This is a genomic window from Blautia glucerasea (genome assembly GCF_013304385.1).
In the GTDB taxonomy this organism is placed as follows: Bacteria; Bacillota; Clostridia; order Lachnospirales; family Lachnospiraceae; genus Blautia_A; species Blautia_A ammoniilytica.
Window position 1 is genome coordinate 117,712 of the sequence record NZ_JAAITU010000003.1, and the last position, 24,276, is coordinate 141,987.

Consider the following 24,276-nt stretch of genomic DNA (forward strand, 5'->3'; position numbering starts at 1 on the left):
AGGGCCATAGGTAAAATATGTACTTAAAAAATATTGAAGTGCAAGGATTTAAATCATTTGCACAGAAGATCAATTTTGAATTTCACAATGGCATTACTGGTATTGTAGGGCCTAACGGCAGCGGAAAAAGCAATGTTGGTGATGCAGTACGCTGGGTTCTTGGAGAACAGAGTGCCAAGCAGCTTCGAGGCGGCAATATGCAGGATGTTATTTTCTCAGGAACAGAGACAAGAAAGCCATTAAGCTTTGCCTCCGTTGCCATTACGCTGGATAACAGTGACCATAAGCTGCCAGTGGAGTTTAATGAGGTAACAGTTACAAGGCGTTTGTACCGCTCCGGTGAAAGTGAATATCTGATCAACGGCAGTGCATGCAGGTTGAAAGACATTAATGAGATGTTTTATGATACCGGTATCGGAAAGGAAGGCTATTCCATTATCGGACAGGGGCAGATCGACAAGATCTTAAGCGGAAAGCCAGAGGATCGAAGAGAACTGTTTGATGAGGCAGCAGGAATCGTCAAGTATAAACGCAGGAAAAATACCACCATCAAAAAGCTGGAGGATGAACAACAGAATCTGGTTCGTGTAACCGATATCTTAAGCGAGCTTACCAAGCAGCTTGGACCTTTGGAACGTCAGTCTGAAACGGCAAGGATCTATTTAGCGAAAAGGGACAGCTTAAGGGAACTGGATGTAAATATGTTCCTTTTGGAAAGCCGGCAGACAGAAAAGGATCTGTTGGTGTTAAGAGAGAAGAATGAAACAGCATCTGTACAGCTTGAAGATACCAACAGAGAATACCAGCATACAAAGGTAGAGTATGACCGTCTGGAGCAGGAACTGGAAGAACTGAATCAGCAGATGGATGAGCTGAGGGAAAAGACCCAGCAAAATGCGTTGCAAAAGCAGCAGTTGGAAGGCCAGATCAATGTTTTAAACGAGCAGATCCAGGCAGGCTTGCAAAGTGATACACATTTTAAGAACCGTCTGGAAATTGTGGAAGAGGATCTGAAGCAGAGACAGCAGGCCAGATCTGAAGTAGAAGAAGAGAAGGGATCTCTTCATACCATTGTAAAAGAAGCTCAGAAACGGCTGACAGACCAGGAAGACAGACTGCATACGGTGCAGGAACAGATCTCCCAGTGTGAAAGTGCAGTAGAAGACGGCAAGAACGAGATCATAGAGATCTTGAATTCCAGAGCTACCACAAAAGGAAAGGCTCAGAGATTTGATACTTTGATGGAGCAGGTGGGGATTCGTAAGGCAGAAGTAAATCAACACATTCTTCACCTGAAAAGTGAGGAAGCCCAGCAGAAGACCATTCGGGCAAAAGCCCAGTCAGAGTATGACCAGATCACAGAAGAGATCCATCAGATCGATCAGAAGTCCAGACAGATGGACCAGCAGGTACATAGTCTTAGTGAAGATCTGAAAAAACAGACCACACAGCTGGAGATCAGTCAGACCGCCTACCACAGGGAAGCATCCAGGCTGGAATCCTTGCGGAATATTACAGAACGCTATGACGGATATGGCAACAGTATCCGCAGGGTCATGGAGCAGAAAGACCGGGTATCCGGCATCCGTGGTGTGGTAGCAGATCTGATCCAGGTTAACAAAGAGTATGAGATTGCCATTGAGACAGCCCTTGGAGGAAGTATCCAGAATATTGTTACTGACAATGAGCAGACTGCAAAAAGGATGATCGAATACCTGAAGAAGAACCGTTTCGGTCGTGCCACATTTCTCCCTTTGAACAGCATTAATACAAGAGGGGAGTTCAGTCAGAAAGATGCATTAAAGGAGGCGGGTGTGATAGGCCTGGCTTCTGATCTGGTTACCACAGAGAAAGAATATACAGGGCTTACCAGATACCTTCTTGGCAGAGTCCTGGTAGTGGATCAGATTGACCATGCAATTGCCATTGCAAAAAAGTATCACCACAGCCTGCGTATGGTAACCATTGAGGGAGAATCCTTAAGTCCGGGCGGGTCCATGACAGGTGGTGCGTTTAAGAATAACAGCAATCTTCTGGGAAGGCGCAGGGAGATCGAGGAACTGGAAGGAAAGGTGGCTGCCCAAAAGGAAGAGGTAAGCCGTCTGGCTGCTTCTATGGAAGAGAACAGGCATAACCGCAATCAGCTCCGTGAGCAGATTTCACAGCTGCAGGAACAGCTGCGCAGCAAATACGTAGCACAGAATACTGCAAAAATGAATCTGGTACAGCTAAATGATAAAGAGCAGGAGATCCGTGATGGATATGAAAGAATCCGTCTGGATCAGGAGCAGATCCGCAGACAGATAAGTGAGATCAAGCAGGATCATGACAAGATCGATGAAGAATTAAAAGCTTCCAGACAAGATGAGAAAGAACTGGAAACCTATATCGAGACAAGGCAGAAGGAACTGGAAGAATGGAAAAATGAAGAAAGTTCAGTACAAAGAAAGCTGGAAGATCTTCGTCTGGAAGCATCTACCACCCAGCAGAAAGAAAGCTTTGCATCTGAGAATCTTTCCCGTCTTATTTCTGAGATCCAAGGACTTGTGCAGGAAAAACAGACTATTTTGGAAACCCTGAAGCAGGGAAATCAGGAGATGGAAAATAAGCGCAGATCTGTGGAAGAGCTGAAAGAAGCAGTGTCCGGATTTGGCGGCCAGGAAGAGGCAGACAGACAGCAGCTGGAGAATTGGCAGAAAGAAAAGGATCTGAAAAATACCAGCCATAAAGCCTTTTTTGAAAAAAGGGATCATTTGTCCGGCCAGATTTCCTTGCTAGATAAAGAATGCTTCCGCCTGAAAAGCCAGATGGAAAAGCTGGAGGAAAGCCGGGAGGCTCAGATTTCCTATATGTGGGAGGAGTATGAGATCACACCTAACAATGCTCTTCAATATCGAAAGGAAGAATATACAGACCTGAAGGAAATGAAGAAGCAGATCACACAGTTAAAGGATGAGATCAGAAAGCTTGGTTCTGTAAACGTAAATGCTATTGAGGATTATAAAAATCTTCAGGAACGTCATGCATTCCTTTCCGGCCAGTATGAGGATCTGAAAAAAGCAGAGGCTCAGCTTGAAAATATTATCCGGGAATTGGATGAAGGCATGCGTCAGCAGTTTTCCGAAAAATTCAGAGATATCCAGAGAGAGTTTGACAAAGCCTTCAAGGAATTGTTTGGGGGAGGCAAGGGTACTCTGGAATTGGAAGAAGATGTGGATATCCTGGAAGCTGGCATTAAGATTATTTCCCAGCCACCAGGCAAGAAGCTGCAGAATATGATGCAGCTGTCCGGTGGTGAGAAGGCATTGACTGCAATTGCCCTTTTATTTGCAATCCAGAACCTGAAGCCTTCACCGTTCTGTCTTCTTGATGAGATCGAGGCAGCCCTGGATGATTCCAATGTAGGAAGGTTTGCCGGGTATTTGCAGAAGTTGACGAAGAACACGCAGTTTATTATAATAACACATAGAAGGGGAACTATGAATGCAGCAGACAGACTGTACGGTATCACCATGCAGGAAAAAGGAGTATCCACTCTTGTGTCTGTTGACCTTGTGGAGAACCAGCTAACGCAGTAAGGAGGGAATGGGATATGGCAGAGGAGAAAAAAGGCTTTTTTAAAAGGCTTGTAAGTGGTCTTACCAAGACCCGTGACAACATTGTGAAAGGGTTTGACTCCCTTTTCAGCGGATATTCCAGTATTGATGATGATTTTTACGAGGAGCTGGAGGAGATCCTGATCATGGGAGATATTGGGATCAATGCCACTACAGCTATTCTTGAAAATCTGAAAAATCAGGTAGAAGAGAAGCATATCAAGGATCCTATGGAGTGCAAGGAACTTCTCATCGACAGTATTAAAGAACAGATGTATGTGGACAGCACAGACTATGAATTTGAGAATCGTAAGTCAGTGATCCTGGTGATCGGTGTAAATGGTGTGGGCAAGACTACATCTGTAGGTAAGCTGGCAGGTAAATTAAAGGATCAGGGGAAGAGAGTGATCCTTGCAGCAGCAGATACCTTCCGTGCAGCAGCGGGAGAACAGCTGACCCAGTGGGCCAATCGTGCAGGTGTGGATATTATCGGTGGCCAGTCAGGAGCAGATCCTGCTTCAGTAGTATATGATGCAGTGGCTGCAGCAAAAGCAAGAAATGCTGACGTGCTGATCTGTGACACAGCAGGACGTCTTCACAATAAGAAGAATCTGATGGAAGAGCTTCGTAAGATTTACCGGATTCTTGAGAAAGAATATCCGGAAGCATATTTGGAGACTTTGGTTGTATTGGATGGCACCACAGGACAGAATGCTCTTGTACAGGCTAGACAGTTTGCTGAAGTTGCCAATGTAAACGGGATCATCCTTACCAAGCTTGACGGTACAGCCAAAGGTGGTATTGCAGTGGCAATCCAGTCTGAACTGGATATTCCGGTCAAATATATCGGTGTAGGTGAGAGTATTGATGATCTGCAGAAATTTGATGCCAACGAATTTGTAAATGCATTGTTCAATGTTGATGAAAGAGCCCGAAGCAACGGAGAAGATAATGAATAAACACGGGATCGTGTAAGGAGGTAGAATAATGAAAAAAACATGGAGAAATATCTGTTTTCTGCTGCTTGCAGTACTGATTCTGGCTGGATATCCTCAGATAACACATGCGGCAGTATCTGAAGCTTATGGAGATTATACCGTTTATAATGTGACCGAATACGGGGCAGACCCTACAGGAGCACAGGCCTGTGATGCAGCTATTTCATCTGCTTTACGTGCAGCAAGAAAAAACAGTGGTAAAAAACTGCTTTATTTTCCAGCAGGATCTTATACAGTCCACGGTACGGTAAAACTTGCATCCAGGATGGTGCTGGCTGCTGATGAGCAGACGGTTGTAACAGGTACAGGCAGCAAGCTGATCAACCTGACCGGGGCTTCCGGTGCAGTGATAGATGGCGGTACCTGGAGAGGAAGGGCGGGTTCTACTGTTATTTCAGGCAACAGCGGATCTGATATCCGTCTTCTTAATATGAATGTGGAATCAGGATTGAATGGTATTAAATTACGTGCAACGACCGCATACCTGGAAAATGTAACCATTTCCAAGAGTACCAGCATTGGTATGGGACTGTCTGGTCAATGTCAGGTTACAGCCAAAGGCTGCAAGATCCTGAATAATGGTTCTGGTTATCCAAAGCAGGGACTGGGACATGGAGTAGGCGTATATGAGAAATCTGTTTTCAATATTTCCGGTTCCCAGCTGAATGGCAACCGTGAATGTGGCATTTCCGTAAAGAATGGTACAGCGTCTGTTACAAATTGTAAGCTTTACAATAATGGACGTCATGGTCTTGGTACAGCCCTTGTGTGCAATGTGACAATGACCAATTGTGACATTTACAAAAACGGATTGAAAGACAAACATGATGGGGTTATCCTTGTTGGCGGTTCTAAAGGAACTTTTACAAATTGTAAATTCCGTGCCAATGCAGCAACAGGGCTTCTGGTAAACGACAGTAATACCCGTGCGGTGATCAAGAAGTGTATTTTCAAGAATAATAAGGCACACAATATTTACAGTGAAAACCTGAAATCCGGTAAGGTAAGCCTGGTGATCGACAGCTGCAGCTTTTACAAATGTAAAACATCTGATTCTGTAAGGATCCATGTAAATAAAAAATCTGCTTACAGTCTTAAGATCAAAGGAAAAAACAAGTATTACAAAGTAAAGCCAAAATATACTTTCTGGATAAAAAACAAGCTTACTTATAAAAACTAAGCTTACTTATAAAAACTAAGCTTACTTATAAAAATTAAGCCTACTTATAAAAACTAAACTTACTTATCAAAACTAAATTATTCATAAAAACCAAACTTATCTGTAAAAACTAAATTTACTTAAAAAACTAATGTAACTGTTCTTTATGGGCATAGTTATGATTTGCTGCAAAATGATGTTGGGGGTAAAAGCCTCCAACGATGATACTAAATTAAAATTCTGCTGACGGCAGACGAGGAGGAAGCACAATGTTGACACTGGACAGTTTTGAACAGGCATCAGAGATCGTGAAACAGGTGACACAGGAGACAAAGCTGATCAAAAGCAGTTATTTTTCCGAAATGACCGGGAATAAGGTTTATTTCAAACCGGAAAATATGCAGCGTACAGGAGCATATAAGGTACGTGGGGCTTACTATAAGATCAGTACACTGACGGAAGAAGAGAGAAGCAAAGGGCTGATCACTGCTTCTGCAGGAAACCATGCTCAGGGTGTTGCCTATGCAGCGCATAAATATGGGGTAAAAGCAGTGATCGTCATGCCAACCACTACACCCCTGATCAAGGTAGAGCGTACCAAAAGCTATGGGGCAAAGGTGATCCTTCATGGGGATGTATATGATGAAGCCTGTGCATTTGCACTGGAACTGGCAGAAAAAGAAGGATATACTTTCATCCATCCTTTTGATGATCAGGCAGTAGCTACAGGCCAGGGAACCATTGCCATGGAGATCGTACAGGAACTTCCGCTGGTAGATTACATTCTTGTACCTATCGGAGGCGGCGGACTTGCTACAGGAGTTTCCACACTTGCAAAGCTTCTGAATCCCCATATCAAGGTGATCGGTGTAGAGCCGGCCGGTGCAGCCTGCATGAAAGCATCGCTGGAGAAAGGGGAAGTAGTTACCCTTCCGCATGTAAATACCATTGCAGATGGTACTGCTGTTCAGACACCAGGTTCCAAGATCTTCCCTTATATCCAGAAGAATCTGGACGGGATCATTACCATTGAGGATGATGAATTGATCGTTGCTTTCCTGGATATGGTTGAAAATCATAAGATGGTTGTAGAAAATTCCGGACTTCTTACGGTAGCAGCCCTTCGTCATCTTGATTTCAAGAACAAGAAAGTGGTTTCTATTTTAAGCGGTGGCAATATGGATGTGATCACCATGTCTTCTGTTGTTCAGCATGGGCTGATCCAGAGAGACCGTATCTTTACTGTATCTGTGCTGATTCCGGACAAACCGGGTGAACTGGTACGTGTAGCAAGCATTATTGCAGAGAATCAGGGAAATGTTATCAAGCTTGAGCATAACCAGTTTGTAAGCACCAACCGTAATGCGGCTGTTGAGCTGAAGATCACACTGGAGGCATTTGGCACAGATCACAAGAACCAGATCGTAAAAGCGCTGGAGACAGCTGGCTGCAGGCCAAAAGTGATCCGCGCCAGCCTTTAAATTATTTGCTCAAAAATCCAGTAAATACAAGGGTTCTAGCAGTTGAACAGATTGATTTGTGACAATCCTGTGACAAATGAGGAAAATTCTCTGGATTTTAAGCAAGATGGTATATTGATTTCAAGATTTGCATATGCTATAATTGCCATAGGCGAAAAGAAATGACGAGTCCATGGAGACAAAAAGAGTGAAGCCCTCAGTACTGCGAATACTGGGGGCTTCTTCTTGTTTATTTATAGTAGACAAGAAACTACTAGGCTAGTGTTGTCTCACTTATCACCATCTAACCATTTGCAAACATAATAGGCGGCTATGCTCGCCAGGCAGGAGATAAGAAAAGAAATGACGATGTTTTCCATATGGACTGCACCTCCTCCCGTTGCCGGGTATCGGCTGGACAACATATTTAGTATAGCATGGCTCAGAACAAAATGGAATATGCAGAAATGACTACCCGGTACAAATTAATGTGCCGGTTTTTTGAACCATTTTATCAATAGATGAACGTAGACGAAAAGACACGAACAAAAGTTCGTAAAGAAAAAACACTTGACAACCGGATACAAATACGGTAAGATACACAAGGTGATTACGAATGGAAAAGTTTGTAGAGCGTACACTTTTGTATGATTTTTATGGAGAACTTCTTACCAGCAGGCAGCAGCAGGTGTATACGAATGTTGTCCTGGAGGATTATTCCTTAAGTGAAGTAGCCCAGGATTTGGGGATTTCCAGACAGGGAGTACACGATATGATCCGGAGATGCGACAAGGCACTGGAGGAGTATGAAGAGAAACTTCATTTAGTTGATAAGTTCCTGAATATACGAAAGCAGGTAAAGCGGATCCATCAGATTGCTGAAGAATCCGGGATTGAAGAGATTGCAGCGATTTCCAATGTGATATTAGAGGAGTTATAATACATGGCATTTGAAAGCTTGACAGAAAAATTACAGAATGTATTCAAAAAACTGAGAAGTAAAGGCAGGCTGACAGAAGAAGATGTTAAGATCGCTTTAAAAGAAGTTAAGATGGCTCTTCTTGAAGCAGATGTCAATTTCAAGGTGGTCAAGCAGTTTACCAAATCTGTGCAGGAGCGTGCAGTAGGACAGGATGTAATGAACGGCCTTAATCCGGGACAGATGGTGATCAAGATCGTAAATGACGAGCTTGTAAGCCTGATGGGGAGTGAGACTACAGAGCTTCCTGTTAAGCCAGGCAATGATATGACAGTGATCATGATGGCAGGTCTTCAGGGAGCTGGTAAGACCACTACAGCAGCCAAGCTTGCAGGTAAGCTGAAGGCAAAAGGCAAGCGTCCGCTTCTGGTTGCCTGTGATGTATACCGGCCGGCAGCTATTACACAGCTTCAGGTAAATGGTGAGAAGCAGGGCGTAGAAGTGTTTTCCATGGGAGACAAACAGAAGCCTGTAGACATTGCCAAAGCTGCCATCGGCCATGCTAAGGAACATCAGCAGAATGTTGTGATCATTGATACTGCAGGACGTCTTCATATTGATGAGAATATGATGCAGGAGCTTGCAGATATTAAGGAGAATGTACAGGTAGATGCTACTGTTCTTGTTGTGGATGCCATGACAGGACAGGATGCAGTGAATGTAGCCAAGACCTTTACCGATAAGGTGGGGATTGACGGTGTGATTCTTACCAAGATGGATGGTGATACCCGAGGCGGTGCAGCTCTTTCCATCAAGGCAGTTACCGGCAAGCCTATTCTTTATGTTGGTATGGGTGAGAAGCTTACAGATCTGGAACAGTTTTATCCGGACAGGATGGCATCCAGGATCTTAGGTATGGGTGATGTGATGAGTCTGATCGAGAAGGTGGAAGCCTCCGTAGATCAGGAGCAGGCACAGGAGATGTCCAAGAAGCTTAAGAAAATGGATTTTGACTTTAATGACTATCTTACCAGCCTGGATCAGATGAATAAGATGGGCGGGATCGGAAGTATCCTGAACATGCTTCCCGGGATGGGCGCCAAGATGAAAGACATTGAAGGAATGATCGATGAAAGTGCGATGAACAGGACCAAGTCCATTATTCTTTCCATGACGATTCAGGAGCGGAGCAATCCGGGAATCCTGAATGTATCCCGCAAGAACCGCATTGCCAAGGGGGCAGGCGTAGATATTTCAGAAGTCAACCGTCTTGTGAAGCAATTTGAACAGAGCAAGAAGATGATGAAGCAGATGCCCGGTATGATGGGCGGCAAAAAAGGTGGTAAAAGAGGCGGCTTCAAGCTTCCTTTTTAACATAAATTATTTATAATAAATAATCAAAAACAACACATAATCAAAAATTGGAGGAAAACAAAAATGGCAGTTAAGATCAGATTAAGAAGAATGGGACAGAAGAAAGCACCTTTCTATAGAATCATTGTTGCAGATTCCCGCAGCAAACGTGATGGAAGATGCATCGAGGAGATCGGTACCTACGATCCTAACCTTGATCCAAGCGTATTCAAAATTGATGAGGAAGCAGCTAAAAAATGGCTTTCTGTAGGTGCTCAGCCAACAGAAGTTGTTGCTAAGCTTTTCAAAGCAGCCGGAATCGAAAAATAAGAAATACCGGAGAGGGTATTTCTGTGACGTCCCCAAAAGGACGAGACAGGGAGGTATGTGATGAAAGGATTAGTTGAAGTAATTGCAAAATCTCTTGTTGAAAATCCGGATGAAGTAGTCGTTACTGAGACAGAGAAAGATGATGTGATCGTCATCGAATTAAAAGTGGGACCTTCTGATATGGGTAAGGTCATCGGACGTCAGGGCAGGATCGCCAAGGCAATCCGTACTGTAGTAAAAGCGGCTTCTTCCAAAAGCAGCAAAAAAGTGATTGTAGATATTCTGCAATGAAATAGTTTTCAGGGGCTGTTGCAATAGTATGGATGCAACAGCCTTTTTTAATGTACTAGGAAATTCCGTTGGGATCTCCTAGTACATTAAAAGCCCTACCGGGCAGGATCGTATATGATAAGTACACAGACAGGAGCTTGGTGATGGAAGATTTATTAAAAGTAGGTGTGATCACTACCACACACGGTGTGAGAGGAGAGGTAAAGGTATATCCTACAACGGATGCAGAACGCTTTCCTGATCTTGAATATGTTTTTCTGGATACAGGCAGGGAGAAGAAACAGCTTTACATCCAGAATGTAAAGTTTTTCAAGAATCTTGTGATCCTGAAATTTAAAGATATTGATAATATTAATGATATAGAGAAATATAAAGGTAAAGAGTTATGGATCCCCAGAGAGGAAGCGCAGGATCTGGAAGAAGACGAGTATTATATTGCAGATCTGATCGGAATGAAGGTTGTAACTGAGGATGGGACTTCTGTGGGAATTCTGAAAGATGTAATAGAAACAGGTGCCAATGATGTTTATGTAGTTCAGGATGCACAGGGCAAAGAGCTTCTTCTTCCTGCCATTCATCAGTGCATTTTGGATGTGGACATTGAAAAAGACGTTATGACTGTACATTTGATGAAAGGACTGGTATAAATGAATTTTCATGTACTGACCCTGTTTCCGGAGATGATCCAGAATGGGATGAATACCAGCATTACAGGCCGGGCCATTGCAGCTGGTTATCTGTCCATAGAAGCTGTGAACATCCGGGATTTTGCCTATAATAAGCACCAGAAAGTGGATGATTATCCATACGGCGGCGGTGCAGGAATGCTGATGCAGGCTGAACCGGTTTATCTTGCCTATGAGTCAGTGGTACAGCGTATCGGAAAAAGGCCAAGAGTTGTTTATCTTACTCCCCAAGGCAGGGTGTTTAATCAGGAAATGGCCAGAGAGATGGCAAAAGAAGAGGATCTGGTTTTTTTGTGCGGCCATTATGAAGGTATTGATGAACGTGTTCTTGAGGAGATCGTTACAGACTACGTGTCCATTGGAGATTATGTGCTGACAGGTGGTGAACTGCCTTCTATGGTTATGATGGATTCTATTTCCAGGATGGTGCCCGGGGTATTAAGCAACAAAGAATCTGGTGAGACAGAGTCGTTTGCTGGGAACCTTCTAGAATATCCCCAGTATTCCAGACCGGAAATATGGCATGGAAAAGCCGTACCTCAGGTGCTGATGTCCGGGCATCATGCTAATATTGAGAAATGGCGCAGGGAACAGTCTGTGATTCGTACTGCCAAAAGCCGGCCGGATCTTTTGAAAAAGGCTGATCTTACCAATAAAGAATGGAATTATGTAAGGCAGCTGAAAAAGCAATGGAAGGAAGAAACCCAACAGGCAGCTGCCTATGCGGACATGACCTGTGAACCGGAAAAAGAGGAGGAATTATGAAAACATCAGATTTTTATTATGATCTGCCCCAGGAGCTGATTGCCCAGGATCCTCTGACAGACCGAAGTGCATCCAGATTGATGCATTTGTCCATCAAGGATGGAAGTATTGAACATCGTCATTTTACGGATATCCTGGAATATCTGAACCCTGGAGACTGTCTTGTGATCAATGATACAAAGGTGATCCCGGCCAGATTGTATGGACATAAAGAAGAAACCGGAGCATTGATTGAGATACTTCTTTTAAAAAGAAATGAAAACGATGTGTGGGAATGTCTTGTAAAGCCTGGAAAAAAGGCACGAAAGGGAACCAGGATCAGTTTTGGTGATGGCTTATTAAAGGGTGAGATCGTAGATGTGATCGAAGATGGGAACCGCCTGATCCATTTCGAATATAACGGCATTTTTGAGGAAATCCTGGATCAGTTGGGAGAGATGCCTCTGCCTCCCTATATCACACACAAATTACAGGACAAAAATCGTTATCAGACGGTTTATGCAAAGCATGAGGGATCTGCTGCTGCGCCTACTGCAGGGCTCCATTTTACAAAGGAACTTCTGGAAAAGGTAAAAGAAAAAGGTGTGCAGATCGCCCATGTGACATTGCATGTAGGGCTTGGCACTTTCCGGCCTGTCAAAGTAGATGATGTGGAGCAGCATCATATGCATTCTGAGTATTACGTGGTAGAAGAAGATCAAGCAAAGCTGATCAATGATACTAAGAAAAACGGCGGCCGTGTGATCGCTGTAGGTACTACCAGCTGTCGCACCCTGGAATCAGCCACCGGAGAAGATGGCGTTTTAAAAGCCGGTTCAGGCTGGACAGAGATTTTTATTTACCCAGGCTATCATTTTAAGATGATCGACAGCCTGATCACCAACTTCCATCTTCCAGAATCAACTCTTATGATGCTTGTTTCTGCGCTGGCAGGTAAGGAAAAGATTATGCATGCTTATGAAGAGGCTGTGAAGGAAAGATATAGATTTTTTTCCTTTGGGGATGCGATGCTCATCAATTGACATCCATATCTAACATTTGTTGGGTAAAAAAAGACCCAGAGAATATAAGAATAACCAGGAGGTATAATGCTTCCTGGTTATTTTTTATGATATTTGAAACAGCCTTATTTTTTATAGATAAATTTTTGCGTAAGACCATTCTTGAATACTATGGCACTGACATGACCGTCAGTAAGGTAAACAGAATCAAGAATTGTTTTCATATAAGTTCTGAGGATTTCCGGATCCAAGGATGCTGCCAGATTTTTATAATAAATATACTTTTTGTCTTTCAATTCTTTTTGGATGAGCAGGTGACTGGCTTGTTTTATAAATTCTTCATCCGAAAGCAGGGCATCTGGATCCTGAGTAATCAATCCAAGCTGAGCATTGATACTTTTAAGATGATCTGATATTTCGCTTTTGCGAATTATAAAGTCTTTTTCGGACATGGATTTGTCTGAATATAGATAAAGATCCTGTAGACGCTGAAGGGCACGCTCCTGTTTTTCTTTTTCTTTACGGAGAGCTGCAATTTCAGGATTAACAGAAGCTTTTTTCTTCCGTGGTTTTTGGACTGCAAAGACATAAGAGTTGTCGGAACCATACCGGGATAATAGGTTGAAGAACTCATGCAGCCCATCTTCCTCAATGGAAGAAATATCAGAGAAGGTGGAACCGGTCAATAAATGTCGTTGCAATTCTTCAGGTGTGTCGATACCGGAAAATATTTTCTTGGCATTGAGCATATTCAAAATATAATTGATGGTAAATTCGCCAATGATCATATCATTCACTGTGGAGTTATCACATTTCTTACTTCTGCGGTGCAGAGGACAACTATAATTGGATGGACGGTATCCGTCAGCGTGTTTTTTTCCGGGAGTGGAAACCATTTTGCTTCCACACTTGTCGCAATAGGCAATTCCCTGAAATATATGAATGTTGGCAGTGGCGTGTGGTTTCCCAACTGGATTATCAACATACCTAGCGTTTGATTTTAACGAGGACTTCATTGCTTCATGTTCATCTAGGGTAAAAATAGCCGGATGATGGTTCGGAATCATTACCCATTCTTCCTCTGGATTGAGTGTTCTGTTTTCTGTTCCTTTATATCGGTTATAACGATAAATGCCGGCATAAAATGGGCTGGATGCAATAATCCATACCGCAGTAGGTGTCCAGTCCACACCGGCTCTGGTTTTATATCCGTCTGCATTCAAGGTCCTTGCAGTATAGACAAGGGATTTATTGTCTAAGTAAAGATCCTTTAACCTACGGCATACTACAGCCTCATCTTCACGTATGGAGAACTGGGATGTATCCGGATCATAGGAATATCCAAAAGGAATCCGGCCACCATTCCACTGTCCATTGTTGGCTCTGGAGATCATTGTTGCTGTAACACGTTCTGAAGTCATATTTCTTTCCAATTCTGCAAACACTAAAACAATTTTGAGCATAGCTTCACCAATAGCAGTGGAGGTGTCAAATTGCTCATTTTTACTTACAAAGGTTATCCGCAATGCTTGAAGCTCTTCGTACATTTCTGCAAAATCCAGAAGGTTTCTGGATATTCTATCTATTTTCCATACGAGCATATGAGTGAACTCACCTTTACGGATCTTTTTCATCATATCTTGAAATGCGGGACGATCAGTATTTTTTCCTGAGTATCCAGCATCCTCGAAGATTTCATAATTGTCTGTGCCAAGAATAAGCTGGCAATATGCTATGAGATCTTTTTTCTGCATAGGTATGGAATCTTTGTCAATCTGATGAATAGTAGATACTCGAATATATATTGCTACTTTGGTTTCACGCACAGACGCAGATATGCCCCTTAGGGCGGTTTTCTTTCTTGCCATAATGTTTCTCCCAAATACACAAAGAAAGCCCCTGCACGGGGCTGTCCTTTGTTTTAAACGATACGTGGTACATATTTATTGAGTACAGACCACACAATTTCCCTGTCTCTTTGATCGGCCAGTTGGTAACAGGCGAGGAGTCGTTGAAGTTCAAGAACAAAAGCGTCTTTTTCTGGAACTAATGGATGTTGTGGTTGAATAGTGATCTTTTTTTCCATAAGAACCTCCTGTTATTGGGTTTGGTTATTCCGATACCATTCAAAATAGTCAGGGGATATTATGCTCTCTTATCATCTGCATACTTTTCCGGTATAGAAACCATATGAGTACGCAAAAAATCTTTGCAAAGCTGTTGACGGTCTTCTGGGATTTGGGAAATGATCTCATACCATTCACTGTCAAGCTCATTATTCTGAGCAGATTTGGCAGATGGAGCTCTCTCTAATCCATAAACCAATTCGTCCAAACTTATATTTAGATAATCAGCTATCTCTGTAACAATATCTAAACGTGGGTATTTTCCCATTTTCCAGCCCCCAGTATTACCACTTGCTCTGCCTATTTCAGCTAAAACAGCAGTAATGGTTGTGCCTTTTCTTGCACAGGCAGCTTTAAAGTTATCGTAGAACATAGTACCTCCTTCATAAAAACTCAAAATAATGAGCTAAAGGTATTGACCTGCTCATAATTACGAGTTAATATAACAAATGTAAGATGATTTTGAAGATGATTTTAAAATTCATTTTAAAGATAAAATCAATCTTCATTATAAAGAAAAATGTAACAAAAGTAAAGAAAAGAAAGGAGCAAAACATATGGCGGAAAAGTTATCACCTTGGTGTAAAAAGGCTAAGATTGCCATGATTCAGAAAGATATCGGAGTTTCTGATATGGCAGAAAAGCTTGGTAACAACCGCTCATACATTTCGTCAGTTTTAAATGGCCGTGTGGTATCACCTCCCATAAGAAAAAGAATAAGTGATTACTTAAATATTACTGATGATGATTCCTGCTCGGATGTTTGAGCATGAACTCATTATAGAAGATGAGGAGTAGAAACGAAATGGAGATTGACTGTACGAAAGATGGGAAAAATATTTACTTTGCCTGTAGGGAAAAGGCAGCAAAATACAATGACTTACTAAACAGCAGGGAAAGAGCTGCTGAGTTATTGGGGATCTCAACCTCAACTTTGGCAAATCATGAGTTAGGAGTAACCAAAAATGTACCACCGGATACGGTGGTGATGATGTCTGATTTGTACAAGACACCGGAACTGCGTAGTTATTACTGTAAACACGAGTGTCCAATTGGGAGAAATCTTCCACTTGCAACACAAGTAAGTGGTTTGCAGGGGATTACGGTAAAAATACTGAACAGTCTGGATGAAGATGGAGTTCGGGCCATGAAAAAGCAGTTGTTGAGTATTGCGGAAGATGGGGAAATCACAGAAGACGAACAGGAAAAGTTCGATGGAATTGTGAAAAAGCTGGAAGTGTTGGCAACAGCAATATCTGAATTGAGAATGCTGGCTGAGAAATTCCAGAGATAAGCCATATGAGATCATAGGCCATGTGATGGACAGTAACATCCTGGAGGCTAAAGCAAAAGCCAGAACAGATATGTCAAGATGCGATATCCCATGCAGAATGACGGCACCGAATAAGTTTATGGCACAGATGGAGAAAGAGAGAAAAGACCCATATTTTATCTGATTTTCTCAAATAATGACAGAACAGAGAGGTGGTGACGGTGCCGAATGAGGAAAACTTAAAAAAAGGTGTGCCATATCGCTTCCGAACAGGGGAACAACAGGTGGAAACAGCCCGAAAAGGCGGCATCGCATCAGGTGAAGCACGCCGCAGGAAGAAAGCTATGCGAGATACCGCTAAAATGCTGCTTGATATGCAGGTTCCGAAGGCTGCGAAAGAGTTGAAACAAAAGCTGGCAGTCATGGGAATATCTGAGGAGGATTTCACATATCAGACAGCAGTAATGGTGGGCGTTATCAATCAGGCAATAAAAGGCAATACAAAAGCTGCTTCGTTCCTGCGAGATACCGTGGGAGAAAATCCGGCACATGAACTTAGGGAAAGAGAGCTCGATCAGAAGATTGCAGAATTTGAATACCATAGACAGCAGGAGGAAGCACAGAGGAAAGAAAACGAGAGTACATCTTCATTGGCGGATGCAATAGAAGAGGCGTACAGGAACAGGATGGAGGCTGAGAAAGATGCTGAGCAATGAGGCTATTTTATATTACGCCAACCATCCGGTAGAATTTGTACAGGATATATTAAAGGCTGCCCCGGATCCTGAACAGAAGAAGATATTACAGAGCCTCGTTGCAAACCAAATGACAAGCGTTCGTTCTGGACATGGTATAGGTAAATCAGCGGTGGAGGCATGGTCTGTAATATGGTTTATGTGTACACATCCATATCCAAAGATTCCATGCACTGCTCCGACCCAGCATCAGCTGTTCGATATCCTATGGGCCGAGATCAGTAAATGGAAGCGTAATAATAAGATACTGGATTCAGAATTAATATGGACAAAAGAAAAGCTGTACATGAAAGGCCATGCCGAAGAATGGTTTGCAGTGGCACGAACTGCAAGCACGCCAGATGCTTTGCAGGGATTTCATGCGGAACATATGCTTTATATCATAGATGAAGCAAGCGGCGTTGAAGATAAAATATTCGAACCGGTTCTTGGTGCTCTTTCGACACCAGGAGCAAAATTGCTTATGTGTGGAAACCCGACCCAGTTGTCGGGATTTTTTTATGATAGTCACAATAAGAACCGAGAACAGTATTCGACATTCCATATTGATGGTAGAAACAGCACGAGAGTATCACAAGAATTTGTACAGACCATTATCAATATGTACGGTGAGGACAGCGATGTATTCAGAGTACGTGTAGCTGGCGATTTTCCACTTGTCGAAGACGATATTTACATACCGCTTCCGCTGGTTGAGAAAAGCATTGCAACAGAATACTTTCCGAGGAGGCATCCGCAGATCATTCATATTGGCTGTGACGTTGCGAGGTTTGGTACGGACAAAACAGTTATTGGTTATCGTACCGATGAGAAGGTACAGTTCTTCAAGAAACGTGTAGGCCAGGACACAATGAAAACCGCAGACGATATTGTTTCGTTGGGAATGCTGCTTGTATACCAGTACAGATGATCAGATAAGCAGTTTGGTTGATCAGGTTATTCCAGTTGAATTGACTACACAGCTGCATGTGGCAAATGTGAATTTCGATGAAGCTGATAAGCTGATTTCACAAGCAGAGGATCTTTTGGCAGAGAATGACTATCTGAATTGGAAAGCCAGAAATATTGGTCTGACAGTAGATGAAGGACAGGTTCTGTTAGACAATGCAGAAGATATAAAATCTTATGTGAAAGATGCCCTGGAAAAGCAGGAATATTCCGCAGAATTAACCGTTAAGGCTTTGTTGGGGGATGTTGTTGGAGATCAGATTATAGGGCAAATGCAAACCTGGTTTTCCCAGGATTCAGAAATGGCCGAATCATTGGGAAGTGCAGTTACAGATCTTTTACAGAAAAGCATAGATGAAGGTGCCTATGATGTAAATACCGCAACAGCTGTATCCATTATGCAGGGGAAAATGTTGGATCTTGTAAATGGTGCACAGCAGGCTGAACTGGAAGGAAAGCTGAAATGGATATCCAAAACATCGTCAGGGGCGGCACTTGATTCTGATTCATGGAAAAAAACTGTAGAACAGATTAATGAGGCGGCAGATGCACAGATTGAAGAGCGATCAACAGCGATTGAATCACTTTTTTCAAAACTGGAGCAATATGCATATAATGATGAATCCAGAAGACCGACTGTAGATGCTATGGAAGAACTCCTGCAGGATGCATATACAAATCTTCAGGAGAATGCAACGCTAAAAAGCTGGGAGTGGGGATATACAGGTCTTAGTGATGCTTATGGGGATGAATTAAGCACAGCCAAGGAGAATATTGATAGTTCGACTTCGCAGTGGATGGATTATTTTTCCGAGGAGATGGAAACTGCCAGTGCAACAAAAGGGGTTCAGGATCCTACAGAGTATCTAAATGCAGCTTTGACAAATGCAGGCACTATTGATAGTGGCCTGGATAGTGCAACAAAAGGCGCACTTGAAGATAGATTTGAAACGATGTTCCCTACAATCGAAGATATTCAGGGGATAATTGATGGCGTATATGGTGAAAACGGCGAACAGCTTTCAGAAGTACCTCAGTCAGTTATGGACAAATATTATCAGGCGGTTGAATTGGGTGCTGCGGCTGGTGACCAGAACTCTATATATGCAATCATGTCAAAACAGCTTGCTGATAAATTCTCAGGTAACAAAGAGGACTTCATGAACATGCTAGATGATGCTGGTGTATCCTTTGAAATGTTACCAAACGCTTTACAGGAAGAAATCCGGAGGGCATTCACTGAAACTACAAACAGCGCTGATGCAGGAAGTATTCTTGATGAAGTGCTTAGTAGTGCGATTGGATCCAACGGCGAAATAGATATGGGAAAAGTGAATGACATTTTAGAAAAATTTGGTTTTACCATATCGGATGCAGCCAAGGAGCAGGGAATTGACCTGGAAGGCGATATACCAGTTAATACCGACAATGCAAATCTTGATATGGATAAGCTTACGCATTCTCTTAAAGGGTTGAATTATGTTGGAGAAACTGAACTGGATGGTGGAGAGATTGCGATACAGTATACTGTGAATGAAGGAGATACCCTTTCAGGAATCATGGAACAGTATGGTGTTGTGTGGTCAGAAGTTAAAGACCAGATTCAGGCAGCAAACCCTGATATTCAGGACTTGAATCTAATTCTGCCTGACCAGGTTATTAATATACCGGAATCTGTGATTGAAATAGCTGATGTCAATACAGACCAGGCAAAAGCAGAGATTCAGGCGGCGGCAGATGAAGCCACTCAAGAACCCATCACGGAGGAACAGCAGGTAGATACCACAATAACCAAGGGAAAGACTAATACCAGTGCTGCAAAAACACTGACAGAGGATGAGGCTAAAAAGACATTTACGGATCCGATATCAGCAGAGGGTACCGTGAATGCAGAACTGACTAAAGGGGAGGACAACATATCTTCCGTATACAGTCAGGTTGGATCTGAGGTGCGTAGTGCGTTTGCAACTCCATTTCCGGCCAGTGCGACTGTAAATGTATCACTTACTGCAAATTATAAACTGACAAATCCATCTGAAAAAATCTCCTTTGGTGGTGGTGCCACTGGCGAAGCTACTGTAACAGCTTCCATTGCGAAACATGCAACAGGTGGTATTTTTGATGAACCACATTTTGCTATTGTGTCAGAGGCAGGTCCTGAATCAATTATTCCGTTGGATGGATCTGATCATGCAATAGATTTGTGGCAGGAAACCGGTGTCAGATTGGGAATGTTTGGAGATGGTAAAGACACAGCGGCACCACTTCAAATTTCTCCTGTTTTAGATGCAGAAGCATCTTCATCTGGGTCTGGCAGTGAAAGCAGGAAATCTGTTGATATCAATATTAATGGCAATGGTAGAATCACAGCAGGCGGCGGCATTTCAAAAGCAGATGTGGTCAATATACTAATGGAGCGAGTACGGGATGTGATCGTTGATATCATCGAAGAGGAAATCTTTGTTGGAGGTGATGCAGCTTATGAGTATTGATTCTAATCCGACAAAATACAGGATGTATATTAATTTTGATAATGACAAGCTGGTATACGTTGTTCCTGTTCTTCCGGAAAAGATCAAAGTATCTGTAAAGGGAAAAACAACATCTGTATCGATTGACCGATTTGGCGAGGCAGTACACAAGGGAAAACGAGATTCGATTGTGATCTCATTTTCCTCTTTTTTTCCGGCAGTGTATGGCAGGAATTACTGTTCCTGCCGACCGGAAGAATTTAAAGAGCCAAAGAAATGGCATAAATGGATGCAGAAGAGGGTAGAGCATTCAAAACCCTGTCATTTTGTCCTGGAAGGTGGGCCATTATCGCTGAACATGTATGCATACATTACATCATATTCAGAAACAGAATCTGGTGGTGATGTGGGATCTATCAGCTATACTGTCGAATTAAAAGAGTATAGGAAACCCACTGTTAAAACGTACCGGAAAAAGAAGAATGGAAAATCCAGGACAACCACATCCGGTAAGCGCTCAAATAATAAATCTAAGGCAAAAACTTATACAGTGAAGGCTAAAGATACGTTATGGAACATTGCCAAAAAGTATTACAAGGATGGGAAAAAGCGAAGTGCTATATACCAGAAAAATAAGAATGTTATTGAAGCGGCAGCAAAGAAGCATGGGAAAAGTTCTTCCAATAATGGGAAGATCCTGTTTCCTGGTACAAAATTGAAACTTCCGTGATATGGGAGGGGCAGAACCATGAATGATATTAAACTATTGGTTGGAAAAGGAAGCAAATTCTTTGATGGCACCATGCTTGTCCAGAAGGCAGTCCTTTCCGGAAGAAGAGGAGATGCACCACGTACCCTTTCGGTTACGTTGGATGATTCAGAACAGCATTCACGCTTGAAAGTCAATTGTGGCCAAGGACAGGCAGTCTATTTTTATCTTGGAGGAAAAGAAGTCTTTCGGGGACTGCTCATGACGGACGGTCGTGGAAACAGCAGAAGCCTTACTTTGAAAGCATATGATAACTGTATATATCTTTGCAACAATAAGGGCAGTTTTTCTTATAAGAAAAAAACAGCTACATTTATTTTCAAAGATTGCCTAAAAAAGCTTGGTTTGAAGCTTGGAACGGCAGTGGAAACACAGTTCGTGATTGGTGAGCTTGTGAAGAAGGCAACCACATACTGGGATGTGATCCAGGATGCATTAAGCCAGACTTATAAATCTACAGGAATACGGTATTATGTGTCTTCCTCGAAAGGAAAAATATCCTTGAAAAAAAGGACAGTCCCTGCCAGTATGCCGATCCTGGATCTGGGGTCAAATATCCAGACATATGACATGCAGAGATCTATATACAATACCAGGACAAGGCTTACCTTGACCACATCAAAGGGTGGGAGCAAAGGTAGCTATGTTAATTCTAATCTGGAAAAGGTCATTGGAAAATTTGCAGATATGGAGAGCGTAGACGAGAAAATAACCGCAACGGAGATTAAACAGCGGATACAGGTGTTCAAGATGGAAACCAGTGCCGTCAGTCAGGAACTCAAGGTCAAGGCAACAGGCAACATGAAATGTGTGTCTGGTGCATGTGTGTATATGTCCATCCCTACAGTTTCCATAAAACGGAGAATGTATATTGAAGAGGATACCCATACCTTTGAAAATGGCCATCATGTGATGGATCTGAAATTGAGTTTTGATAAAACAGCATAGAGGAGGGAGGACGATGGGAAAGAATCTTGTTGAGGTAATCCGGGAAGCTGTAAAAACAAATGCCCCTACAGTCGTGACTGGCAGTGTGGTGGATACAGATCCGGTGTTGATTCGGCTGGTAGGAGATTCAAGCATTTTATTATCGGCACAGTCGTTGATTATCCCATCTGGACAGTTGCCGCTGAAAGCCGGTGAGCTTTTTTACATGTTGGCGATCAATGATGCGAAAGTTTATTATATTTTGGACAGGGTGTGAGAATATGGGCGAAGATGAATTTGAAGTGATTGAGGATCCTGTAGCAGAGGAAGAACTAGAAGAAGATCTGACGATATATCGTACTTACCGCATGGATGTAGAAAATAAAAGGATTATCGGCATGGTGGATGGGGCAGAGGCTTCACAGCAAGCAATGATGAAAGCACTACAAACAAGACGGTTCGCATATCTGATATATGACGATCAGTATGGCAGTGATATCTACAATAAAGTCGGAAACCAGGAACTTACTCCTGGATATCTGCGGTCGGATATTCCTGCTATGGTAGAGGATGCTTTTCTGAATAATGAGGAAATTCTTGGAATCAGTGATCTCTCTTATGAGATCCTGGAGGCAGATGCTGTTCATATTTCTTTTACAGCATCAACAATTTATGGAGACGAAGAGGTAGAGGAGGTGCTGACGGATGGCTGATATAACCCATAGTGCAGAACTTATTGGTGAATATAAAGCTTCCCTGGCAGAAATGAGAAGAGCAGCCCCGATAGAACGTGTACAGTCTGTTAGTGCACGGAACATCGAGGATTTATCCCTGGATGATGTTACTGAGGATCTGCTGATTGAACAGTTCCTGGATATGGGGGAAGAACTTGGGGTAGATACCCGACAAGGCAGTATATACTGGGATGCCTGTATGGGCAGCATCATCCGTACAGCAATGCTGTTTGATGATCTGGCACAGATCAAGGAAATCATTTCTATACAGACATGTACAGGCGATGTGTTAGATGAAAAGATGATGGAACGAGGCCTGAAACGAAATCCGGACCAGGCCACACCGGCAACTTATTATGTGGAATTTACCGGAGCTGTACCGGAAATAGGATCCCTGATGTCGTGCGGGGATTATTTTTTTACACTTCATCAGGAGGAAAACGGTAAGTATACCATTGTTTCACAGGATACGGGTACAGAAATGAATGATCTAGTAGAAGGTACAGCAGTAATTCCAGATCTTGATGTGGATGGTCTTATCAGTGCAACCCTTGGAACATTATATATCCCTGCTGTAGATATTGAGGATGATGATTCAGCAAGGGAGCGGCTTATCAGCCGGTTATCCGGGCCAGATGAAAATGGAAATAAGGCGCAGATGAAAACCTGGTGCGAATCTGTAGATGGTGTAGGAAGTGCCAGAATTATTCCACTGTGGAACGGTCCGAACACTGTAAAGGCTGTGATCGTATCCAAAACTGGTGGAGTTCCAGTCACAGGTGTTGTACAGGCAGTACAGAAGTATCTGGATCCGTCAGGTGATGGAATGGGGGAAGGCGTGGCAACCATTGGACAGATCTGTACAGTAGCCGCAGCAGAGGCTGTAACAATTAATGTAAAAGCATCTGTCTTGAAGAAGTCTGATGCATCATTGTCAGGGATTCAAAGTGCTTTTAAGGCATTGCTAGAGAAATACTTTTCAGATATGGCACTTGAGGATTATTCACAAGGAATGACGATCCGTTATGTTAGGGTAGGGGCTTTGCTGGAAGGCCTGGAAGATGTGATTGATTATAGCAATCTGACTATCAATGATGGGATGGTTAATATACCGTTCGCCATTACCCAGGTTCCTATTCTTGGGGAGGTGACAATTGATGGAAATATTCAATAATGGTCAGGAGAGCTATGAGGAAATCGTAAGCAGTGGTCCTGCATGGTGGACAGAGTATAAAGAAATGGATGCTGTATACCGGTATGAAGGATGGCTGTTGGATCTTGCCATACACCTGATTGAACAGACGGTAAAGAATCAGTATCCTTCCCAGGCAGATGAAAAGGCCATAGCTGAGTATGAGCGGATCTTACGTGTGGATACGGATGTAGGAGCATCCTTGGAGGAGCGTAGAAGAACCATTGCAGCCTGTTATTCTGGAACAGGACATCTTAGTAAAAGTGTAATCCAGTCACTGGTCAAAACCTATACCGGAAAGGGCTGTGAAATAACCTGGGACGGAACTGCATTTCAGATTCTGATACAGGATGGTGGAACAGATATAGCGGTGGTATATGACCGGCTGGCGACTATTATTTCCAAAAGAATGCCGGTGCATATCAATTACAATATGGTTGCAGAGGCATCAATTCATTTGAATGAGAACGTAGGGATATATTGTGTTGGCATACCAAACATAATTATACATTAAAAAAACATA

Annotated in this window: 26 protein-coding genes; 23 read left to right on the forward strand and 3 right to left on the reverse strand. The window is 42.8% G+C overall.

Annotated features, from left to right (window positions below; genetic code table 11):
• Positions 1 to 17 precede the first annotated feature (17 nt).
• From smc to queA, 11 genes are all read left to right on the forward strand, one after another.
• Positions 18 to 3,578, forward strand: coding sequence for a chromosome segregation protein SMC (gene smc, locus G5B11_RS02410; protein ID WP_173726749.1), 3,561 nt, complete (start codon positions 18 to 20; stop codon positions 3,576 to 3,578).
• Positions 3,579 to 3,592: 14 nt separating this feature from the next.
• Positions 3,593 to 4,555, forward strand: coding sequence for a signal recognition particle-docking protein FtsY (ftsY, locus tag G5B11_RS02415; protein ID WP_173726750.1), 963 nt, complete (start codon positions 3,593 to 3,595; stop codon positions 4,553 to 4,555).
• A 28-nt stretch (positions 4,556 to 4,583) separates the two neighbouring features.
• Positions 4,584 to 5,774 (forward strand): right-handed parallel beta-helix repeat-containing protein, encoded by a 1,191-nt coding sequence (locus G5B11_RS02420; RefSeq protein ID WP_173726751.1) that lies wholly within the window; start codon positions 4,584 to 4,586, stop codon positions 5,772 to 5,774.
• Between the two features lie 248 nt (positions 5,775 to 6,022).
• The gene (gene ilvA / locus G5B11_RS02425; RefSeq protein WP_173726752.1) at positions 6,023 to 7,234 is read left to right on the forward strand and encodes a threonine ammonia-lyase; all 1,212 of its coding nucleotides are present in this window, start codon (positions 6,023 to 6,025) and stop codon (positions 7,232 to 7,234) included.
• 595 nt (positions 7,235 to 7,829) lie between these two features.
• On the forward strand, positions 7,830 to 8,153 hold the full coding sequence (gene ylxM / locus G5B11_RS02430) for a YlxM family DNA-binding protein (RefSeq protein ID WP_158420491.1): 324 nt from the start codon (positions 7,830 to 7,832) through the stop codon (positions 8,151 to 8,153).
• Positions 8,154 to 8,156: 3 nt separating this feature from the next.
• The gene (ffh, locus tag G5B11_RS02435) at positions 8,157 to 9,506 is read left to right on the forward strand and encodes a signal recognition particle protein (RefSeq protein ID WP_173726753.1); all 1,350 of its coding nucleotides are present in this window, start codon (positions 8,157 to 8,159) and stop codon (positions 9,504 to 9,506) included.
• 63 nt (positions 9,507 to 9,569) lie between these two features.
• On the forward strand, positions 9,570 to 9,815 hold the full coding sequence (gene rpsP, locus G5B11_RS02440; RefSeq protein ID WP_158420487.1) for a 30S ribosomal protein S16: 246 nt from the start codon (positions 9,570 to 9,572) through the stop codon (positions 9,813 to 9,815).
• A 60-nt stretch (positions 9,816 to 9,875) separates the two neighbouring features.
• On the forward strand, positions 9,876 to 10,106 hold the full coding sequence (locus G5B11_RS02445) for a KH domain-containing protein (protein ID WP_158420486.1): 231 nt from the start codon (positions 9,876 to 9,878) through the stop codon (positions 10,104 to 10,106).
• A gap of 143 nt (positions 10,107 to 10,249) precedes the next feature.
• The gene (rimM, locus tag G5B11_RS02450; RefSeq protein ID WP_173726754.1) at positions 10,250 to 10,753 is read left to right on the forward strand and encodes a ribosome maturation factor RimM; all 504 of its coding nucleotides are present in this window, start codon (positions 10,250 to 10,252) and stop codon (positions 10,751 to 10,753) included.
• Positions 10,754 to 11,557, forward strand: coding sequence for a tRNA (guanosine(37)-N1)-methyltransferase TrmD (gene trmD, locus G5B11_RS02455; RefSeq protein ID WP_173726755.1), 804 nt, complete (start codon positions 10,754 to 10,756; stop codon positions 11,555 to 11,557).
• A complete protein-coding gene (queA, locus tag G5B11_RS02460; RefSeq protein ID WP_173726756.1) occupies positions 11,554 to 12,579 on the forward strand; it encodes a tRNA preQ1(34) S-adenosylmethionine ribosyltransferase-isomerase QueA in 1,026 nt (341 codons plus the stop codon). Before trmD ends, queA begins: the two co-directional genes overlap by 4 nt.
• 104 nt (positions 12,580 to 12,683) lie before the next feature.
• Here the strand turns inward: queA and G5B11_RS02465 are convergent, their stop codons facing one another.
• The 3 genes from G5B11_RS02465 to G5B11_RS02475 are packed head-to-tail and all read right to left on the reverse strand — an operon-like array spanning position 12,684 to position 15,057.
• A complete protein-coding gene (locus G5B11_RS02465) occupies positions 12,684 to 14,426 on the reverse strand; it encodes a recombinase family protein (protein WP_173726757.1) in 1,743 nt (580 codons plus the stop codon).
• 53 nt (positions 14,427 to 14,479) lie between these two features.
• Positions 14,480 to 14,644 carry a hypothetical protein gene (locus G5B11_RS02470; RefSeq protein WP_173726758.1) on the reverse strand — a complete coding sequence of 55 codons (165 nt, stop codon included), beginning with the start codon at positions 14,642 to 14,644 and terminating at the stop codon, positions 14,480 to 14,482.
• Between the two features lie 59 nt (positions 14,645 to 14,703).
• Positions 14,704 to 15,057: a hypothetical protein gene (locus G5B11_RS02475; RefSeq protein WP_173726759.1), complete on the reverse strand. Its 354-nt coding sequence runs from the start codon at positions 15,055 to 15,057 to the stop codon at positions 14,704 to 14,706.
• A 184-nt stretch (positions 15,058 to 15,241) separates the two neighbouring features.
• On the opposite strand from G5B11_RS02475, the gene G5B11_RS02480 reads away from it, so the two are divergent.
• Genes G5B11_RS02480 through G5B11_RS02535 form a run of 12 tightly spaced genes read left to right on the forward strand, consistent with a single transcriptional unit; the run spans position 15,242 to position 24,267 of the window.
• A complete protein-coding gene (locus G5B11_RS02480) occupies positions 15,242 to 15,451 on the forward strand; it encodes a helix-turn-helix domain-containing protein (protein WP_173726760.1) in 210 nt (69 codons plus the stop codon).
• A gap of 38 nt (positions 15,452 to 15,489) precedes the next feature.
• Entirely contained in the window at positions 15,490 to 15,978 is a 489-nt protein-coding gene (locus G5B11_RS02485; protein WP_244092888.1) for a helix-turn-helix domain-containing protein, read from the forward strand.
• 25 nt (positions 15,979 to 16,003) lie between these two features.
• Positions 16,004 to 16,141: a hypothetical protein gene (locus G5B11_RS02490; protein WP_173726762.1), complete on the forward strand. Its 138-nt coding sequence runs from the start codon at positions 16,004 to 16,006 to the stop codon at positions 16,139 to 16,141.
• 37 nt (positions 16,142 to 16,178) lie between these two features.
• Positions 16,179 to 16,673 (forward strand): hypothetical protein, encoded by a 495-nt coding sequence (locus G5B11_RS02495; protein WP_173726763.1) that lies wholly within the window; start codon positions 16,179 to 16,181, stop codon positions 16,671 to 16,673.
• Positions 16,660 to 17,622 (forward strand): hypothetical protein, encoded by a 963-nt coding sequence (locus G5B11_RS02500; protein ID WP_173726764.1) that lies wholly within the window; start codon positions 16,660 to 16,662, stop codon positions 17,620 to 17,622. The genes G5B11_RS02495 and G5B11_RS02500 overlap by 14 nt, the downstream gene beginning before the upstream one ends.
• A complete protein-coding gene (locus tag G5B11_RS02505) occupies positions 17,603 to 20,152 on the forward strand; it encodes a LysM peptidoglycan-binding domain-containing protein (protein WP_173726765.1) in 2,550 nt (849 codons plus the stop codon). Before G5B11_RS02500 ends, G5B11_RS02505 begins: the two co-directional genes overlap by 20 nt.
• Positions 20,142 to 20,861 (forward strand): LysM peptidoglycan-binding domain-containing protein, encoded by a 720-nt coding sequence (locus G5B11_RS02510; RefSeq protein ID WP_173726766.1) that lies wholly within the window; start codon positions 20,142 to 20,144, stop codon positions 20,859 to 20,861. The genes G5B11_RS02505 and G5B11_RS02510 overlap by 11 nt, the downstream gene beginning before the upstream one ends.
• Before the next feature lie 18 nt (positions 20,862 to 20,879).
• Entirely contained in the window at positions 20,880 to 21,848 is a 969-nt protein-coding gene (locus G5B11_RS02515; protein WP_173726767.1) for an XkdQ/YqbQ family protein, read from the forward strand.
• A gap of 13 nt (positions 21,849 to 21,861) precedes the next feature.
• Positions 21,862 to 22,104 carry a hypothetical protein gene (locus tag G5B11_RS02520; protein WP_173726768.1) on the forward strand — a complete coding sequence of 81 codons (243 nt, stop codon included), beginning with the start codon at positions 21,862 to 21,864 and terminating at the stop codon, positions 22,102 to 22,104.
• 4 nt (positions 22,105 to 22,108) lie between these two features.
• Entirely contained in the window at positions 22,109 to 22,540 is a 432-nt protein-coding gene (locus G5B11_RS02525; RefSeq protein ID WP_173726769.1) for a DUF2634 domain-containing protein, read from the forward strand.
• A complete protein-coding gene (locus tag G5B11_RS02530) occupies positions 22,533 to 23,735 on the forward strand; it encodes a baseplate J/gp47 family protein (RefSeq protein ID WP_173726770.1) in 1,203 nt (400 codons plus the stop codon). Before G5B11_RS02525 ends, G5B11_RS02530 begins: the two co-directional genes overlap by 8 nt.
• The gene (locus G5B11_RS02535) at positions 23,719 to 24,267 is read left to right on the forward strand and encodes a putative phage tail protein (RefSeq protein WP_173726771.1); all 549 of its coding nucleotides are present in this window, start codon (positions 23,719 to 23,721) and stop codon (positions 24,265 to 24,267) included. Before G5B11_RS02530 ends, G5B11_RS02535 begins: the two co-directional genes overlap by 17 nt.
• Positions 24,268 to 24,276 lie beyond the last annotated feature (9 nt).

What these genes read in the sequence shown, in the direction of transcription:
- G5B11_RS02510 (WP_173726766.1), top strand. Translation starts at nt 20,142, where the DNA reads ATGAGTATTGATTCTAATCCGACAAAATACAGGATGTATATTAATTTT.
- G5B11_RS02535 (WP_173726771.1), top strand. Translation starts at nt 23,719, where the DNA reads ATGGAAATATTCAATAATGGTCAGGAGAGCTATGAGGAAATCGTAAGC.
- ftsY (WP_173726750.1), top strand. Translation starts at nt 3,593, where the DNA reads ATGGCAGAGGAGAAAAAAGGCTTTTTTAAAAGGCTTGTAAGTGGTCTT.
- G5B11_RS02500 (WP_173726764.1), top strand. Translation starts at nt 16,660, where the DNA reads ATGCTGAGCAATGAGGCTATTTTATATTACGCCAACCATCCGGTAGAA.
- ffh (WP_173726753.1), top strand. Translation starts at nt 8,157, where the DNA reads ATGGCATTTGAAAGCTTGACAGAAAAATTACAGAATGTATTCAAAAAA.
- G5B11_RS02490 (WP_173726762.1), top strand. Translation starts at nt 16,004, where the DNA reads ATGGACAGTAACATCCTGGAGGCTAAAGCAAAAGCCAGAACAGATATG.
- G5B11_RS02470 (WP_173726758.1), bottom strand. Translation starts at nt 14,644, where the DNA reads ATGGAAAAAAAGATCACTATTCAACCACAACATCCATTAGTTCCAGAA.
- ylxM (WP_158420491.1), top strand. Translation starts at nt 7,830, where the DNA reads ATGGAAAAGTTTGTAGAGCGTACACTTTTGTATGATTTTTATGGAGAA.
- G5B11_RS02520 (WP_173726768.1), top strand. Translation starts at nt 21,862, where the DNA reads ATGGGAAAGAATCTTGTTGAGGTAATCCGGGAAGCTGTAAAAACAAAT.
- G5B11_RS02445 (WP_158420486.1), top strand. Translation starts at nt 9,876, where the DNA reads ATGAAAGGATTAGTTGAAGTAATTGCAAAATCTCTTGTTGAAAATCCG.
- ilvA (WP_173726752.1), top strand. Translation starts at nt 6,023, where the DNA reads ATGTTGACACTGGACAGTTTTGAACAGGCATCAGAGATCGTGAAACAG.
- trmD (WP_173726755.1), top strand. Translation starts at nt 10,754, where the DNA reads ATGAATTTTCATGTACTGACCCTGTTTCCGGAGATGATCCAGAATGGG.
- G5B11_RS02515 (WP_173726767.1), top strand. Translation starts at nt 20,880, where the DNA reads ATGAATGATATTAAACTATTGGTTGGAAAAGGAAGCAAATTCTTTGAT.
- G5B11_RS02530 (WP_173726770.1), top strand. Translation starts at nt 22,533, where the DNA reads ATGGCTGATATAACCCATAGTGCAGAACTTATTGGTGAATATAAAGCT.
- G5B11_RS02475 (WP_173726759.1), bottom strand. Translation starts at nt 15,057, where the DNA reads ATGTTCTACGATAACTTTAAAGCTGCCTGTGCAAGAAAAGGCACAACC.
- G5B11_RS02480 (WP_173726760.1), top strand. Translation starts at nt 15,242, where the DNA reads ATGGCGGAAAAGTTATCACCTTGGTGTAAAAAGGCTAAGATTGCCATG.
- rpsP (WP_158420487.1), top strand. Translation starts at nt 9,570, where the DNA reads ATGGCAGTTAAGATCAGATTAAGAAGAATGGGACAGAAGAAAGCACCT.
- G5B11_RS02420 (WP_173726751.1), top strand. Translation starts at nt 4,584, where the DNA reads ATGAAAAAAACATGGAGAAATATCTGTTTTCTGCTGCTTGCAGTACTG.
- smc (WP_173726749.1), top strand. Translation starts at nt 18, where the DNA reads ATGTACTTAAAAAATATTGAAGTGCAAGGATTTAAATCATTTGCACAG.
- rimM (WP_173726754.1), top strand. Translation starts at nt 10,250, where the DNA reads ATGGAAGATTTATTAAAAGTAGGTGTGATCACTACCACACACGGTGTG.
- G5B11_RS02465 (WP_173726757.1), bottom strand. Translation starts at nt 14,426, where the DNA reads ATGGCAAGAAAGAAAACCGCCCTAAGGGGCATATCTGCGTCTGTGCGT.
- G5B11_RS02485 (WP_244092888.1), top strand. Translation starts at nt 15,490, where the DNA reads ATGGAGATTGACTGTACGAAAGATGGGAAAAATATTTACTTTGCCTGT.
- queA (WP_173726756.1), top strand. Translation starts at nt 11,554, where the DNA reads ATGAAAACATCAGATTTTTATTATGATCTGCCCCAGGAGCTGATTGCC.
- G5B11_RS02525 (WP_173726769.1), top strand. Translation starts at nt 22,109, where the DNA reads ATGGGCGAAGATGAATTTGAAGTGATTGAGGATCCTGTAGCAGAGGAA.